At 68.9% G+C, this 15,435-nt stretch carries 17 protein-coding genes; 10 read left to right on the forward strand and 7 right to left on the reverse strand.

Annotated features, from left to right (window positions below; translation table 11 throughout):
• Window positions 1–307: 307 nt before the first annotated feature.
• The 4 genes from ACVDFE_RS25320 to ACVDFE_RS25335 all read left to right on the forward strand — a co-directional run bounded on the left by ACVDFE_RS25320 (window position 308) and on the right by ACVDFE_RS25335 (window position 4,012).
• Window positions 308–1,504, forward strand: a complete 1,197-nt coding sequence (locus ACVDFE_RS25320; RefSeq protein WP_458432129.1) for a zinc-dependent alcohol dehydrogenase — start codon at window positions 308–310, stop codon at window positions 1,502–1,504.
• Window positions 1,501–2,388 (forward strand): SDR family NAD(P)-dependent oxidoreductase, encoded by an 888-nt coding sequence (locus tag ACVDFE_RS25325; protein ID WP_458432130.1) that lies wholly within the window; start codon window positions 1,501–1,503, stop codon window positions 2,386–2,388. The genes ACVDFE_RS25320 and ACVDFE_RS25325 overlap by 4 nt, the downstream gene beginning before the upstream one ends.
• Before the next feature lie 68 nt (window positions 2,389–2,456).
• Window positions 2,457–2,957 (forward strand): SigE family RNA polymerase sigma factor, encoded by a 501-nt coding sequence (locus tag ACVDFE_RS25330; protein ID WP_360401153.1) that lies wholly within the window; start codon window positions 2,457–2,459, stop codon window positions 2,955–2,957.
• On the forward strand, window positions 2,957–4,012 hold the full coding sequence (locus ACVDFE_RS25335; RefSeq protein ID WP_458432131.1) for a hypothetical protein: 1,056 nt from the start codon (window positions 2,957–2,959) through the stop codon (window positions 4,010–4,012). Before ACVDFE_RS25330 ends, ACVDFE_RS25335 begins: the two co-directional genes overlap by 1 nt.
• A gap of 49 nt (window positions 4,013–4,061) precedes the next feature.
• Here the strand turns inward: ACVDFE_RS25335 and ACVDFE_RS25340 are convergent, their stop codons facing one another.
• The 5 genes from ACVDFE_RS25340 to ACVDFE_RS25360 all read right to left on the reverse strand — a co-directional run bounded on the left by ACVDFE_RS25340 (window position 4,062) and on the right by ACVDFE_RS25360 (window position 7,773).
• Window positions 4,062–5,237, reverse strand: a complete 1,176-nt coding sequence (locus ACVDFE_RS25340; RefSeq protein WP_360401159.1) for a zinc-dependent alcohol dehydrogenase — start codon at window positions 5,235–5,237, stop codon at window positions 4,062–4,064.
• Window positions 5,234–5,776, reverse strand: coding sequence for an SRPBCC family protein (locus tag ACVDFE_RS25345; RefSeq protein WP_360401162.1), 543 nt, complete (start codon window positions 5,774–5,776; stop codon window positions 5,234–5,236). Before ACVDFE_RS25345 ends, ACVDFE_RS25340 begins: the two co-directional genes overlap by 4 nt.
• A gap of 125 nt (window positions 5,777–5,901) precedes the next feature.
• Complete coding sequence (locus ACVDFE_RS25350; RefSeq protein WP_458432132.1) at window positions 5,902–6,240, reverse strand: hypothetical protein; 339 nt, start codon at window positions 6,238–6,240, stop codon at window positions 5,902–5,904.
• A gap of 208 nt (window positions 6,241–6,448) precedes the next feature.
• A complete protein-coding gene (locus ACVDFE_RS25355; RefSeq protein ID WP_458432133.1) occupies window positions 6,449–6,766 on the reverse strand; it encodes a hypothetical protein in 318 nt (105 codons plus the stop codon).
• 86 nt (window positions 6,767–6,852) lie between these two features.
• On the reverse strand, window positions 6,853–7,773 hold the full coding sequence (locus ACVDFE_RS25360) for a LysR family transcriptional regulator (protein ID WP_458432134.1): 921 nt from the start codon (window positions 7,771–7,773) through the stop codon (window positions 6,853–6,855).
• A 79-nt stretch (window positions 7,774–7,852) separates the two neighbouring features.
• Here ACVDFE_RS25360 and ACVDFE_RS25365 point away from each other — a divergent pair, with 79 nt between their 5' ends.
• Both ACVDFE_RS25365 and ACVDFE_RS25370 read left to right on the forward strand, forming a co-directional pair.
• Complete coding sequence (locus ACVDFE_RS25365) at window positions 7,853–8,788, forward strand: NAD-dependent epimerase/dehydratase family protein (RefSeq protein WP_458432135.1); 936 nt, start codon at window positions 7,853–7,855, stop codon at window positions 8,786–8,788.
• Window positions 8,789–8,970: 182 nt separating this feature from the next.
• Window positions 8,971–9,531: a snapalysin family zinc-dependent metalloprotease gene (locus tag ACVDFE_RS25370; protein ID WP_360401177.1), complete on the forward strand. Its 561-nt coding sequence runs from the start codon at window positions 8,971–8,973 to the stop codon at window positions 9,529–9,531.
• Window positions 9,532–9,611: 80 nt separating this feature from the next.
• Here ACVDFE_RS25370 and ACVDFE_RS25375 read toward each other — a convergent pair whose 3' ends face one another.
• Both ACVDFE_RS25375 and ACVDFE_RS25380 read right to left on the reverse strand, forming a co-directional pair.
• A complete protein-coding gene (locus ACVDFE_RS25375; RefSeq protein ID WP_458432136.1) occupies window positions 9,612–10,211 on the reverse strand; it encodes an NADPH-dependent F420 reductase in 600 nt (199 codons plus the stop codon).
• A 72-nt stretch (window positions 10,212–10,283) separates the two neighbouring features.
• Window positions 10,284–11,252, reverse strand: coding sequence for an alpha/beta hydrolase family protein (locus tag ACVDFE_RS25380; RefSeq protein ID WP_360401184.1), 969 nt, complete (start codon window positions 11,250–11,252; stop codon window positions 10,284–10,286).
• A gap of 242 nt (window positions 11,253–11,494) precedes the next feature.
• Between ACVDFE_RS25380 and ACVDFE_RS25385 the strand changes: the two genes are divergently transcribed.
• The 4 genes from ACVDFE_RS25385 (at window position 11,495) to ACVDFE_RS25400 (ending at window position 15,162) form a co-directional block, all read left to right on the forward strand.
• Window positions 11,495–12,046 (forward strand): helix-turn-helix domain-containing protein, encoded by a 552-nt coding sequence (locus tag ACVDFE_RS25385; RefSeq protein ID WP_458432137.1) that lies wholly within the window; start codon window positions 11,495–11,497, stop codon window positions 12,044–12,046.
• Window positions 12,047–12,372: 326 nt separating this feature from the next.
• Complete coding sequence (locus tag ACVDFE_RS25390; RefSeq protein WP_458432138.1) at window positions 12,373–12,936, forward strand: papain-like cysteine protease family protein; 564 nt, start codon at window positions 12,373–12,375, stop codon at window positions 12,934–12,936.
• A 10-nt stretch (window positions 12,937–12,946) separates the two neighbouring features.
• Window positions 12,947–13,813, forward strand: coding sequence for an LPXTG cell wall anchor domain-containing protein (locus ACVDFE_RS25395; protein ID WP_458432139.1), 867 nt, complete (start codon window positions 12,947–12,949; stop codon window positions 13,811–13,813).
• Window positions 13,814–14,535: 722 nt separating this feature from the next.
• Window positions 14,536–15,162, forward strand: a complete 627-nt coding sequence (locus ACVDFE_RS25400) for a hypothetical protein (protein ID WP_458432140.1) — start codon at window positions 14,536–14,538, stop codon at window positions 15,160–15,162.
• The last annotated feature ends 273 nt before the right edge of the window (window positions 15,163–15,435 follow it).

The raw sequence follows: 15,435 nt of genomic DNA on the forward strand, positions 1-15,435 counted from the left end.
CAACCCGTTTCGCGAATGCCCGGCGACACGGCTACCGGAAAGGGTGAACCAGCCGACCAGGTGACGCTGCCCCTACGCCGAGGGGCCGTTCGAGCGGCGGGGTCCGTCCGTTACCACGAACAGGTTGAAACGGTTTTGAGTCGATTTTGCGGGGTACTGCTGACCTGTCCACCAGTGTCACGAGGGGAAGTCGGATGTCTCGAATCACCCGCTCGACGGCGGTCGTGCGCACGGCGCTGAACGCGTCGCCGCGCACCCCGGCCAGGTCAGCAAGTACCACCACGCCAGCGTCAGAGGTGAGGCACCCGTGAAGGCGCTGACGTGGCAGGGCAACGAGAAGGTGCAGGTGGTCGACGTTCCGGACCCGCGGATCGAGGAGCCCACCGATGCGATCATCAGGGTGACCTCGACCGCGATCTGCGGATCGGACCTGCACCTGTACGGGGTGCTGGGGCCCTATCTGAAGCCGGGCGACGTGCTCGGCCATGAGGCGATGGGCGTCGTCGAGGAGGTCGGTTCCGAGGCGAGCGGTCACCTCAAGGTGGGCGACCGGGTCGTGGTGCCGTTCAACATCTCGTGCGGGCACTGCTGGATGTGCGAGCGCGACCTGTTCGCGCAGTGCGAGACGACGCAGGTGCGCGGCGAGGGCAAGGGCGCGAGCCTGTTCGGCTACACCTCGCTCTACGGTTCGGTGCCCGGCGGCCAGGCCGAGTACCTGCGGGTGCCGCAGGCCCAGTTCGGGCCGATCGTCGTTCCGGACGGCACGCCCGACGAGCAGTTCCTGTTCCTGTCCGACATCCTGCCGACCGCGTGGCAGGCCGTCCGCTACGCCGACGTGCCTCCCGGTGGCACCGTCGCCGTGCTCGGGCTGGGCCCGGTCGGGCAGTTCGCCGTCCGGATCGCGCGGCTGCTCGGCGCCGGCCGCGTCATCGGCGTCGACCGGGTTCCCGAACGGCTCGCGCTGGCCGAACGCCACGGGGCCGAACCCGTGAACCTCGACGAGTTCGACGGCTCCGGCGAGGTGGCGGCCAAGCTGATCGAGATGGTGGACGGCCGCGGGCCGGACGCCACCATCGACGCCGTCGGCATGGAGGCCCACGGCGGGGGACTGGTCGCCGCGGCGCAGAAGGCCGCTGGACTGCTCCCCGACGGCATCGCCCAGAAGGTGATCGACAAGGTCGCACTGGACCGCCTCGACGCCCTGCACACCGCGGTGAAGGGAGTGCGCCGCGGTGGCACGGTGTCGGTGTCCGGCGTGTACGGCGGCGAGCAGGACCCGATGCCGATGATGGAGATGTTCGACCGCGGGATCCAGCTGCGCATGGGACAGGCCCACGTGCGCCGGTGGACCGACGAGATCCTGCCGCTGGTCCTCGACCCGGCCGATCCGCTCGGCACCCTGGACCTGACCACGCACCACCTCCCGCTCGCCGAGGCCGCGCGCGGCTACGAGATGTTCCGCGCCAAGAGCGACGGCTGCATCAAGGTCGTGCTGAACCCATGACCGGCCGAGTGGTGCTCGTGGTGGGCGCGAGCAGCGGGATCGGGCTGGCCGCGGCGGTGGCGTTCTCCTCCCGCGGCGATGCCGTGGTCCTGGCCTCCCGCAGCGGTGCGGCGCTCGACGCCGCGGAGAAGGCCTGCCGGGCGGTGGGAACCGCCGCGGTCGACGTCGTCGCCGACGACATCGGCGATCCCGGTGGCGCCGGCCGGATCGTCGGGAAGGCCATGGACCTGCACGGGCGCATCGACGTCGTCGTGCACAGTGCGACGGTGATGGGGTACGGGACCGTGGAGGAGATGCCTGCCGAGGTGTTCACCACGGTCGTGGACACCGCGGTGCACGGCACGCTGCACCTGGCGCAGGCGGTCCTCCCCGTTCTGCGCCGCCAGCGCACCGGCGTGTTCATCGGCGTGAACTCGCTGCTCGGCTCCATCACCGTGCCGCAGATGGGCGCCTACTCCACGGCCAAGTGGGGGCAACGCGCCGTACTCCGCACCCTGCAACAGGAAACGCGCGACGAGCCAGGCGTGCACGTGTGCATCGTGAGCCCCGGCAGCATCAACACGCCGATCTACGACCAGGCCGCCAACTACACCGGTCGTGCGGCGCGGCCACCTGTTCCGGTCCTGAGCCCCGAGCGGGTCGCCGCCGCGATCGTCCGCCTGGCCGACCACCCGCAGCGGCACGTCAGCGTGCCGGTAGGACCCGCGAACCCGCTCATCGTCGCCGGTTTCCGGTTCCTGCCCGGCCTTTACGACCTGCTCGTCGGGCCCCTGTTCCGCCTCGCGGCGCTGACGAGGAAGGCGGTGCCGCCCACACCGGGCACCGTTCTCCGGCCGCACCCCGCCGGTGAGGGGACGCACGGGCGCTGGCCCGCCGAACGGTGAAGGTGTGGCCGGCGCGTTGTCCGAGAAGCCGGTAAACGGATCGCCGTCGGCGTGAGTCTTCAAGGGTGATGGCTGACTACGACGACTTCGCCCGAGCACAGCTGCCGCGGTTGCTGCGGTACGCGACGATGCTCACCGGCGAACGGGAACAGGCTGCTGATCTGGTGCAGGACGTGCTGGTCAAGATGTACCGGCACTGGTCACGGATCAGCCGCGCGGACCACCCCGAGCGGTACGTGCTGCGGATGGTGACCAACGGCTACCTGTCCTGGCGACATAGCCGGTCCGCACGTGTGACCGCGTCGGGGGACCTCCCCGACGAGGCACGGGCGGACGACTTCGCGTCGGACCACGCCGCGCGGGAGGACATGTGGCAGCGCTTGGCGCGGCTGCCCAAGCGCCAGCGCGCCGTGGTGGTGCTGCGGTACTACGAGCAGCTGCCCGACTCCGAGATCGCCGGGCTGCTCGGCTGCGCCCAGGCGACCGTCCGCGCACACGCCCACAAGGCGTTGGCCGCACTGCGAAACGGCTTGGTCATCGAGCAGATGGCGGAGGCCAGGGAGACGTGATGAACATCGAGAACCTGATCAAGGACACCTTCACGGCGCGCGAGGCCGACGCACCCGACAGCGACGCGGTGCTCGCCGCAGCGCGCCGGCGCATCGACAGCAGGCGCTCCGCGCTGGGCCGGCCGCTGGTGGTCGCCGCCGGAGCGACCGTGCTGACCCTCGGCGCGGTCACGGCCGTGGTGCTGAACCGGCCGGACCCCGCGGTGCAGTCCCAGCCGATGGCCACCGCCGGTGGAGCCGAGACCCCGGCCCCCACGAGCCAGGCCGCGGCGGCGGGTCTGCGGATGCCCTACTCGCTGGGCTGGCTCCCACCGGGCACGGTCGCCCACCGGGTGCACCGGATCAACGTCGGGTTCAGCGCGGAGGACCCGGCCACGCCCCTGTACGGCGGTGAGTACATGCTGACCGTCACGGCCGGCGACCAGGTGCTGGAGATCGGCGTCCAGCAGTTCCGGATGGTGTCGCTGGACGAGGCGATGTTCAAGTCGGGTCCCGGCCAGGCCGTGACGGTCAAGGGGCAGCGCGGGGTGGAGAGCTCGGTGTCCACCGGGCCGGGCGGGTACGAGCTGTACGTGGCGCACCCCGACGGCGGCTCGATGTACGTGCACGTGGCCGCCGCGCACGGCAGCACCGCACCCGCGCAGCAGCTCGCCGACACCGGCCGCCGGATCGCGGAGAACATCCAGTTCCCCGGCGCGACGACGGTCACCCCGGCGTACGGCCTGCGCGACCTGCCCGACGGGATGCGGATCTGCGCGTTCAACGTCCAGCAGGGCCTGGACCGGTCCCCGGCCATGCCGGAGACCACCACGGGCTACTCGCTGGGCACGTGCACCGTTCAGCCGACGGTCCACGTCAGCAGCGCCGTCGTCGGCGAACCGGCCGGTACGCCGGGGCAGTTCGTGCAGGGCCACGCGACGCGCTACACCGACGAAGACGGCTACCGCCGCCTGTGGGTCCTCGACGCGATCGGGGGAGCCCCGGTCGTCGTCGCCGGCGGGGTGCCCCAGGCCGACCTGTACGACATCGCCAACCGGCTCGTGCTGCCGAGCTGACCGCGGTTCGGTCACCGCGTTCGCCGCGGTGACCGAACGCCGTGGCCCGTCAGGGTTTGAGGACGACCTTCTCGCAGTTGTCCTGCTTGTTCTTGAAGATGTCGAAGCCATGTGCCGCCTCGTCGAGCGGGAGCGTGTGGGTGATGATCCGGGTCGGATCCAGCTTCCCGCTTTCGATGAGCTCCAGCAGCGGCTTCATGTAGCGGTGGACGTGGCACTGGCCGGTGCGCAGGGTCAGTGAGCGGTTCATCCACGCGCCCGCGGGGAACTTGTCGATCAGTCCACCGTAAACGCCGATCACCGAGACCACGCCGCCGCTGCGGCACGACATGATGGCCTGGCGCAGTGCGTGCGGGCGGTCGGTCTCGGACTTGACGGCCTGCTTGACCCGGTCGTAGGCGGAGACGTGCGCGCTGCCGTGCGTGGCCTCCAGGCCGACCGCGTCGATGCACTTGTCGGGCCCGCGCCCACCGGTCAGCTCCAGCAGCCGGGACCGCACGTCGACCTCGTCGAAGTTCACCGGCGTGTAACCCGCCTGCTCGGCCATCTGCAGCCGGTAGGGCTCCTTGTCGATGGCGATGACCTTCGCGGCGCCCAGGACCCTGGCGCTGTCCATGGCGAACTGGCCGACCGGCCCGGCACCCCACACCGCGACCACGTCACCGGGCTGGATGTCGCACATCTCGGCGCCCATGTAGCCGGTGGGCAGGATGTCGGAGAGGAACAGCACCTGCTCGTCGGTCAGGTCCGACTCGATCTTCAACGGGCCGACGTCGGCGAACGGCACGCGCGCGTACTGGGCCTGCCCGCCCGCGTAACCGCCGGTCAGGTGCGAGTAGCCGAAGATGCCGGCGACCGGGTGCCCGAACATCTTCTCCGCGATCCCGGCGTTCGGGTTGCTGTTCTCGCAGCACGAGAACAGCCCGGCCGCGCAGGCGGCACACGCACCGCAGGCGATCGGGAACGGCACGACGACCCGGTCCCCGACGCGCAGCCGGTCCGCGGCGACGCCCGAGCCGACCTCGACGACCTCGCCCATGAACTCGTGGCCCAGGACGTCACCGTCCTGCATGGTCGGCACGTAGCCGTCGACCAGGTGCAGGTCGGAACCGCAGATCGCGGTGGAGGTGATCCGGACGATCGCGTCGCGGCTGTTGAGGATCTTCGGGTCCGGCACGTCGCGGACCTCGACCTTGTTGCGGCCGGCCCAGGTGGTCGCCCTCATGCGCCCGCTCCCTTCTCCAGCTCGGCGTCCGACAGCGGCTGCGCCGGGCGTTGCGGGAACTCCTCGCGCGCCCGCTTGCCCCACGGGGCACCGTCGGACCGGACGACCTCACCGGTCTCCAGCACCTGCTTGAACCGGCGCAGGTCGTCGTCGAGCTGCTGGTGCGGCTCCTCGCCGAAGTACCGGGCGACCGCCTTGCCGATCGCACCGCCCGGGATCTCGTACACCAGTCCGACGTGGACCTCGGTGCTCTCCCCGTCGGGGGCGGCCACGAACCGGACCGTGCCGGCGTTGGGCACGTCGGCGTCACCGGTCGAACGCCAGGCGATCTTCTCGGCGGGCACCTCGTCGGTGATCTCGGCGTCCCACTCGACGTTCGTCCCGAACGGCGCGTCGGCGACCCAGTGGCTCGTCCGGGCGCCGGTGGTGCGGACCTCCTCGAGATGCCCCATGAACGTCGGGAGGTTCTGCAGATCGCGCCAGAACGCGAACACCTCCGCCACGGGTTTGCGGACAGTGGTCGTAGCAGTCAGTTCCACGGATCCTCCTTCGCGTGCCCCGCACCACCGGCACCGGGCCTCACCGGGACCTGACTACCCCTCGGCACTGCGCCTAACCCCGTTGCGGGAGAGGTGACCGGTGCCGCCGTCGCTCCGCGCGGGGATCAGCTCCCGGTGACCGTGACGTCCGCGACGCCCCAGAAGCAGTTCGAGTCGGCCCGGGACTGCGTCGTGCCACCGAGGTAGTTGTTCTGCCAGTTGCCGTAGTACGTGAGGCCCCAGGTGCACTTGACGACGGACCGCCAGTTGGTGCCTTGCTGGCCCGTGCATTCCACCAGGCCGTCGCCGTCGGCGGCGGCCAGTGCCTTGCAGCTCAGCGCCCCGTACTGGAACAGGGTCCCCGGCGCGAGGGCCGAGGCCGCGGGCGACGTGACGAGGGAGACCCCGGTCAGCGTCGCGGCGACGGCCGCGGCGGTGGCGAGACGGCGGGTGAGGTGCCGCATGGCTTGCTCCTTCTCCGATCAGCGGTGGCGGGGGTTTCCGCGACCGAACCGATCGTCGCGCAGGGGAGCGGCACGCCCCAGTACCACTGCTCGACCGCTCGCGGTGCACCACTTCGCACGCGAGCCGGTGGGCGGTGGCGAGCAGAAGGCCTACGGCAGAAGGGCCGTCACCACTCGGGTGACGGCCCTTCTGTCCTGGCAGGACGGTTCAGCACGCCCTGACGACGGCGGTGTGCGCCTTGCCGCCGAGGTCGAGGATCGTCACCGTGCGGCTCCCGGCGGGCACGCGGACCACGTAGGTGCCGGGTTCGACCGGGTAGCCGAAGTAGCTGCCGGCCGGTGCGGCCGAGGTGCCCGCGATCATCGCACCGCTGGTGCGGTGGATCGTCGTGGAGACCGCCGTGCCGCAGTTGTTGGAGATGTAGATCTTGCCCTTGGTGGCGGCGGTGGCGGATCCCGCGCCGAGCACGGAGATGAACAGTCCTGCGGTGGCCAGACCGGTGAGAATCCGCCGGGCGGTCGTCATGGTGCTCCTCCAGCTGTTGCGGGCGTTCCTCGCAAGGTATCCACCGGTGTGGCGGCGCACAGTCGGTTGAACGACCGACATCTCGATCAGCGTTGTTCCGAGGTCGCGGAGGCGAGCTGGTCCGCGACGTCGCCGGGCACGTGCAGCCCTCCGTCGCGCAGGTCCGTGATGAGTTGAGCGGTGAGCGGGTCGTGGGGGCCCGCGGTCAGGGCGACCAGGCGGCGTGTCCACCGCGGTTCGAAGGAGCGGACCACGCCGGTGAAACCCGCGGTGATGGCGCTGACCGGCACCACGGAGAGCCCCAGGCCCGCCGCTGCCAACTGGGGCGCGTGCGTCGTCACGGCGGTGCGGGCCACCACCGATCCCCTCAGGTCGGCGTCGAGGTTGCTCTCGATCCACGCGCCGAGGTTGTTCTCCGGCGTGAAGTGCACGAAAGACCGGCCGTGCAGGTCGTCCTGCCGGATGGCGGGCTGTGCGGCCAGCGGATGCCGGACCGGCAGTGCCACCACGATCTCCTCTTCGGCGACCGTGGTCTCGTGGAAGCCGGTGGCGCCGAGGTCGGGCACGAGCAGGACGTCGGCCTCCCCGGACTCCAGCGCGGCGAGGGCCGGCTCCGGGTCCGTGCTCTCGCGGAAGGCGATCGTCACGCCGGGCCGGTCGGCGTTCCACCGGGCCAGCACCGGTGCCAGCAACGCCACCGTGAGGCTCTGCGCGCACACCACGCGGACCGTGCCTCCGGCGGCCTGACCCACCGCACGGGCGAGGCGGACCGCGTCGTCGGCGGCGGCCACGGCCCGGCGAGCCTCGGGCAGCGCGGCGCGTCCGGCGGCCGTGAGACGCACTCCGCGGCGGTCGCGGATCAGCAGGGCGGTGCCGGCCTCACGTTCGAGGGCGACCAGTTGGTGCGAGATCGCCGGCTGGGACAGGTGCAGGTGCTGCGCGGCACGCGTCACCGAACCCAGGTCGGCCGCGGCGAGCAGGCATTCCAGCGCGCGCAGAGTTGGCATAAACAAAAGTTATCACCGTGGCAAGTTATATCGATCCTGCGACGGGAAGTGTTCTTCCTGCACCACCGTTGGACCTGACATGTCATCAGCATTCGTCACCGGCGGGTCCGGTTTCATCGGAAGTGCCCTGATCCGCCGCCTGGTCGCCGACGGCCACGCGGTGTCCGCCCTGGCACGCAGCGACGCAGCGGCCGCCGCCGTCGAGCGCGCGGGCGCCACCGCCGTCCGGGGAGACCTCCTCGACCCCTCCACCTGGGCCCGTCCCGGCGACACCTACGACGTGGTCTTCCACCTCGCCGCGGAGACCGACCTCGCGGCGAGCCCGGAACGGCACCGGCTCGTGACGGTGGACGGGACCGCAGCCGCCCTGGAAGGCGCACGCCGCGTGCACGCCCGCAGGTTCGTCCACTGTGGATCGGAAGCCGCGCTGCTGGCCGGTGACCCCCTGGTCGACGCGGACGAGACCGCTCCGCTGCGCCCGGACTCGCCCGCGGCCTACTCCGCCACCAAGGCGCAGGCGGAACAGCTCGTCGCGGAGGCCTCGGACGACCGGCTCGGCACCGTCGTCATCCGCCCGCGGTTCGTGTGGGGACCGCACAGCAGCCTGATCGGCGCGATCGTGGCGGCGGCGCGCGAAGGCCGGTTCGCCTGGATCGAGGGCAGCAGGGTGCGCACCGACGTGACCTACGTCGACAACGCCGTGGAAGGACTGGTCCTCGGCTGGTTGCACGGCCAGCCAGGAGAGGCGTACTTCATCACCGACCGCGAGCCGGTGGAGCTGAGGTCGTTCCTCGAGACGCAGTTCCGGCTCCACGCGGTGGAGCCGTCGGTACCGGATCTCGACCTCCCCACGGCCGTGGAGAACGTGCCGGTGCCGTTGCTCTGGTTCTTCTCGCAGCCGTGCACTGTGGACACGGCGAAGGCGGTGGCGGAGCTGGGGTACCGGCCCGTGATCACCCGCGCCCAGGCGCTCGCCACGACCGGGGCGGTCAGCTCGGCATCTGACGCACAGTGACGACCATTCGCCCCGCTTTCGTTGGTTGTGCTGCTTTCGTCCGAATAGTGGGCTACGTCAACCGTGAAGAGCGCTGAACCGCTTCACGCCAATGGCGGGCGAACGGGCACGACGACTCTCCTTACGTTGGGTGGCGGAACCCCGAGGTTCCATTCTTCGCACCCTGCAAGCGAGGAGAACCCATGTTCAAGAAAGTCGTCCTGTCCGTCGCGCTCGCCGCGGCCACAACCGTCGTCGCACCCCTGACGGGCCAGGCGTCGGCCGCCGAGGCCCCGCCCACCGCGGCGGCGGTCACCGTGTACTACGACACCAGCAGCGCCCCCACGTTCGCGAGCGCCATCCGGCAAGGCGCGGCGAACTGGAACGCGCGGGTGTCCAACGTGAAGCTGGTGGAGAACCGCAGCGCGGCCACCCTGCGCTACCGCGAGGGCAACGACCCGCGCGGTTCGTACGCCTCCACCAACGGCCACGGCAGCGGCACGATCTTCATCGACTACACGCAGGCGCGGCAGTACTACGTCACCCGCATCACCGCGCACGAGACCGGGCACGCCCTCGGTCTGCCCGACCACTACAGCGGCCCGTGCTCGGAGCTGATGTCGGGCGGTGGCCCCGGCACGTCCTGCACCGTCGCCTCGCCCAACGCCACCGAGGCGGCTCGGGTGAACTCCCTGTGGGCCAACGGGTTCGCCGGCACCTACGAGTGGAAGGTGATCTACGAGCAGATCCCCGTCCACTCCTGATCACGCACGACCGCGGGGCCTGGGTCTCCTGTGGACCCGGGCCTCGCGGGCGCTGTGCGTCCATCGCGACGACCTGTGTGTCACCGCGAGACGGAGATGTTGAACTTCGCGGTTCCCAGGGCCCTGACGGTCGAGAAGAACAACGGAGCGACGTGCTCGGTGGCCAAGGCGGTGTGGACGCCGCCCAGGTCCAGGACGCTGCTCCCGGGCCACCCCAGGTCGCCGAGCAAGCCCGTGACCACGGTCTTGGCCGCGCTGTCGTCGCCGCTGAGGAAAACGGTCGCCTGGGACACCGACGCCAGCGGGTCGACCATGATGGTGAAGTTCATCGTGTTGAGCGTCTTCACGACACGGGCCCGTGGGAAACGCGCCTGCACCTGCTGGGCCACGCTGTCACCGGGGTAGGCCATCGTCATCTGCGGGGTGAAAGCGGCCGAGGGGTCGAGCACGATCTTCTCGGCCAGCACGTCCTCCCCGATGTCTTCCAAGGCGGCGACCACGGCCGTGCCGGGGATGGCGGTGACGACCACGTCGCTGGACGCGACGGCTTCGCGCGGGCTGACCGTTCCCTCTTCGCCTGCGCGCGTCCGTGATCCGTAGACCACGTGGTGACCGGTGGATGCCAGTCGTGTCCCCAATGCGGAACCGACCTTGCCCGTGCCGAGGATCGCGATGTTCATGGGTTCCTCCTGAGGTGGTCTGACGAGCGACATGCGGGGCTGCGGTGTCGACCGCGGTCCGCACGTCGCGGGCTACTTGGTCTCGACCTGCGCAAGAGGCGTCTTCCGGCTCTCCAGTGCCTTCACGGCGATGTCCCAGGACATGTCGCCGGGGAACAGTTGGGACCGCAGGTAGGACCACACCAGCGCCCGCAGCGCGGCAACCCGTTCGGGGTTCTCGTCGGAGGTTTCCACGGCGTCGTAGCCCGAGATCCCGCCGAACAGGTGCTGTGCGCCCAGGAGGGTCAGCAGCGTCTTGTTCCCGCCGGGGCTGTGGGTGTAGGCGTCCCAGCGGTAGCTGAGCCGGGAGGAGAAGTGGGGGTTCAGGTCCTCGTCGCCGGCGATGACGAGCGCGGCACCGGTCATCTGCCCGAAGTCGATGTGCTTCATCATCGGGTAGTGCTCCGCGGCCCACGGCGAGAAGTGCTCGTCGGCGATGCCAGGTCCTCCGATCACGACGCCGGCCTTGACCCTGGGGTCGGAGAGGTCCTTCTCCCGGGGGTCGTCCGGGTCGGACACCTGCGAGCCCAGCAGCAGTGAGACCGTGTGGCCACCGGCCGAGTGCCCGACCGCGGCCACCTTCTCGGTGTCGACACGGCCCGGGAGCCCCGGAATCGCGGCGATGACCTCCTCCAGGTGATCGAGGACGATCCGCATGTCGACGGCGCGGTCGCGCCAGAACAGCGGCGCGTCGGGCAGGTCCTGGTCGCGCAGCCCGAGCACCGTGGAGTCCAGGTGCGTCGGCTGGACGACGACGAACCCGTGAGCGGCCCAGAAGTCCGCGAGGGGCCCGTAGCCGCGCAGCGAGGAGAGGAAGTTGGTCATGCCGTGGCCGTGCGAGAGCAGCAGCACCGGCAGGTCGGTCCCGGTCACGGGCGCCGAGATCTTGATCTCCAGCGGCACGGGCCTGCCCGGCACCTCCAGCGAGACGGGACTGCAGCTGAGGACGGGGGTGGGGTCGCTGACCGGGAAGCCGGCGGCGTCCGCGTAGGACGTGTTCATGGTGTTCCTCTCAGGCGGTTCGTCCGTGAACGCGTTGCTCGACGGACTCGGAGGGGTGATCGACTCCGACCGCCCGGCAAAAGATTGCCATGGACGGCAAGTTTGCACAAGACGGCATTTTAGCCATGGGAAGCATGTATGCTGAGGTGCACGCAGGCGGTGGTCAACGGAGTGCGGGAGGGGTGCGGGTGGCCAGTGACGGTCCGGGGCTTCGGGAGCGGTCCAAAGCACGACGCCGGCGGTTGATCCTGCACACGGCTCTGCGTCTGTTCGCCGAACACGGGTACGAACGGACCACGATCGCCGACATCGCCGAGGCGGCCGAGGTCGCGCCGCGGACCGTGACGGGCTACTTCCCGTCGAAGCTCGACTTCATCACCGAATGGCCCGCGTCCATCGAGCAGCGGATCATCGCGCTGCACCGGGAGGACCCCGCGCTGGAGTTCATCGACCTGGTGGACAGGTGGTGGCACGACCTGCGCGACAACGTCGACCAGGAGGAAGCCGCGCTCACCCGCGCCATGGCCCTGGCCAACCCCGGCGTGGTCGCCATGGCGGAGGCCGAGGTCTCCCAGCGAACTCCCGGAACCGGCTTCCCCTTCGACGGAACCGGTCGTGACGACCTGTCGGGAGCCGCGGGCCGAGCCGCGATCAGGGGTGTCAACCAGGTGTTCCTCCGCGGTGTCGCCGAGGACCGCATGACCGACGAGCTCCACGACGACCTGCTGAACCTGATCCGTGCCATCGCCGACAGCACCGACGTCGGTCACGGTTCGCTCAAGCTGGACCCTTAGGTATCGGGACCTCCTGGCATTCACCTCAAAGTGTTCGAGTCACCCTCGCATTCCGTGGGCGGATGCGGATGGTGGCCTTTTCGGACCGTCTTCGACACCGTAAAGAGTGCAATACCGCAACCTTCACGGGCAAAGACCGGAAACCAGTGGCGGTTTCGGCGGCTCGTTGTTGATGTTCGGTAATTCGTGACTCCGGCCTGGGAGCTGGAATTCATGGAGTTCACTCTTGTGGGCGTATTTGTGTGTTGTTTCTGCGTGGCAGCGAATTTTCGCGCTTTCATGTCCTCAGGTCTCCCGGTACTCGTCACATCCAGGAGGACAAGGAAATGGGTAGATCCACATTCGCGATCACGGCATCGGCCATCGCGCTGACGACCTCGTGGTTGCTCGTGACCGCGACAGGCGCGGCGCAAGCGGAGGCAGCGTACGACGGCATCGCCATGTACAAGCAGGAGAAGACCCAGTGGTGCTGGGCCGCCTCGGGCCTGACGATCGCCAAGTACCAGGGCGTCGGCAGCACGCAGGCGGACTTCTGCACTCGGGCCCAGCCCTACTACGGCTGCAACAACCAGCCTGCCACGCTCGACGACATGGCCAGGGGCTGGCAGAGCCTCGGCATGGCCCACCCCGGCTCGGGCCTGGGCAGCGCGGCCTCGTTCAACCAGATCTACACCGACGTCAAGGCCTCCCGCCCCATCGGTGCGCGCATCGGGTGGACCTCAGGCGGGGGCCACATGAACGTCGTCTACGGCTTCGACACGTCGAACAACACCATCGCGGTCGCCGACCCGTGGCCGGACACCGCCACCTACACGTGGTGGAACTACAACGACTACGTCAACAACAGCTCGTTCAAGTGGACCCACTCCCGGATCGGCATCTCCCGTTAAGGCAGGCATCATGTGCGAACCAAGAACGGTCTGGCGGCGGGCTGCTTCGCGCCTTTCCCGCCTGACCGCGGTCCTGGCACTGGGCGCATCCGCGCTCCTGTCCGTCGCGGGCCCCGCCCACGCGGCCCCGGCCGAGGACCCGCTCCCGGTGGACATCCCCGACTACCAGGCCGCTCTCAACGCCGTGAAGTCGGCCGACGTCCGCAACGCCGTGTGCCGCTTCCTCGCCGTGCCGGTGCCCCAGGGCGGGTCCCAACCCGTGCAGATGGTTCCGGACAAGGCCAATCCGTGCGAGGGCATGCCCGCCTTCACGATCAAGGACCCGCTGGCGGTCAGCGAGATCACGCCGGGCTTCGTCGCGGGCACCTCCCCGCCGATCGCCACGGAGGCGGTCAAGCTGGCCCGCCTGGTGTCCTCGCTGAGCAACACCGTCAACGACCGCCAGGCCACCGTCATGCTCGCCCCCACACAGGGCGGCGGCTGGCACTTGGCGGCGGTGCGCGAGGGCGACGACGAGGCCGAGTACGCCGGCAAGGCCGGTGCGGGGGTCCTGGTGTTCTCAGAGCCGCAGATCCGCGGCTGGTACCAGCTGAAGCTCACCACGGTGGAGCCGCTCAACGACCAGGCACGGCAAGGACTGGGCGGCAAGTCGTCCATGTCGCTGAGCGAGTACCAGAAGCTGGTCAAGGCCCGCTACGCCGACAAGCTGCCCGCATCGGATTACGACACCAAGGGGATGTCGAGCGGCTACGGCATTGCAAGCGGAACGGACAGCACGTCGTCCATCGCGCCGTTGCTCGTCGGCGGTTCGAGCGCGGCGCTCGTGCTCGCGGGCGGCGCCTTCTTCTTCCGGCGCCGGCGCAACAACGCTGGGTGATTCTTCGGCTCGGTCTCGGTGGACACGGCAAACGACGTCCGGGGCTGCCATGAGCGTGCGTTCGGAGCTACCGGTTCCGGTCGTGCCGCCTGCTCCCGGAAGTACTGAGTGCTCACCCGTCGTGTGATCGCTGTACGCGTTCGTTCAGGGCTGTTGACCTGCGCTTTGGTGCAGTTGGGCGCAGTTCAGGTCGATCCAAGGCCTCCTCCTGTGTGAACTATGGCGATGAGACCGCGCTGACCTGCGGAGATACGACTCCTGCAGGTCGGCGCGGTTCCGTTCGAGTCCATTGAGGACCGTCCCGGTGCGGTTCAACGCATGGAGCTGCTCCCAATCTGCTCCCACGCCGTGCTCCTCAAAGCTCATCGGCTCTGCCTCGCTTGGGGCTGACGTACACGCTCGGCGGCACAAGAGCACGTTGCACAAGCTCAACTGTTTGGCTCGATGCTGGTTCGACCAGGTGCCGGTGCCATGGCATCCTGGGCGAGCAGTGGATGTCGCCGCTGGCGGGGATCAACTCGAAGCCAGCGGTGAGATTCGAATGCATAAGGCGGAGGCGGAGTTCTTGTTGGAATTCGGCGGACCGAACGTGGAGATCGGTGAGTAGCCCGTGGGGCAAAAGGGTCTGGTGGGCGTCCGTACGCGGGCGCGGTCGGGCGCCCGTTGATGCGCCGTCGTCATGTAGACCACCAGGCTGTCATAGATACAAGAGGGGTCATCGGGTGCTTTCGACCAATGAGATCGACGTGATCAGAAGAGGGTGCAGTGAGCTTGATGAAACCGGGCTCACCGTGTTCTCGCTGGCCGCGGTGCACCGCGTGCTCCCGGTCTACCAGGTGTACACCGAGATGAACAAGACTGTTCGGGGGCATGGTCCGGCGCACGACGCGCTCGTGGCCATCGCTCGGTTGCTCCGGAGAGAGGGAGGCTTGACTCCCGAGAAGGTCAGGCCAGTTGTCGACGCTGCTCTGGCGGGTTTGAAGTCAGACCTCTCCAAGATCAACAGGCGAGCGGAGCTCAATTTTCCGGAGGCGGTCACGGTGGAGGTGATCGCTGCTGTGACGGCAGCCCTGAACGGATGGAAGACCTCGTCATTCGACGAATGCTTCCAGGCTGTGATGGGCGCCTTGGAAGTCGACTCCCTGTGGGCTGAGGAAACTGTAGACGAGGTGGTTTCGTGGGAGCGATTGGCAACTCAATTTCAGCAGCAGGTCCGCGACCTCGATGAGCTGCGCTCAGTCGAACCGGCTACCGCTGTAAACATCTATAGAACCGTTTCCTATCGATCTGAGCGTGAAGGGATGCCATATCTAGACGGCATGGAAGAGCTTGCGAAGTGTTCGCGCTGAGCTGGCTGGATCAATGGCGACGCAGTATGAGCTGACCCATCAATCTGGTTAGTGCGCGGCCGCACCGCTTTGCGTTGTGACCAGATGATCGTCAGACACGTGATTTTTTCTCCGTTTGATCGGGACCTGTTGATTCCAGTCGACGAGACTTGCCGAGTCTGCGCACGGGGTCGTCAGCGTGCAGTCTTTCCACGTCGTCGATGTCCGCTCATCGGCATGAGCGTGCGTTCGGAGCTACCGGAGCAGGTCGTCTCGCCTGCTCCCCGAAGTGCT

The organism is Lentzea chajnantorensis (assembly GCF_054300775.1).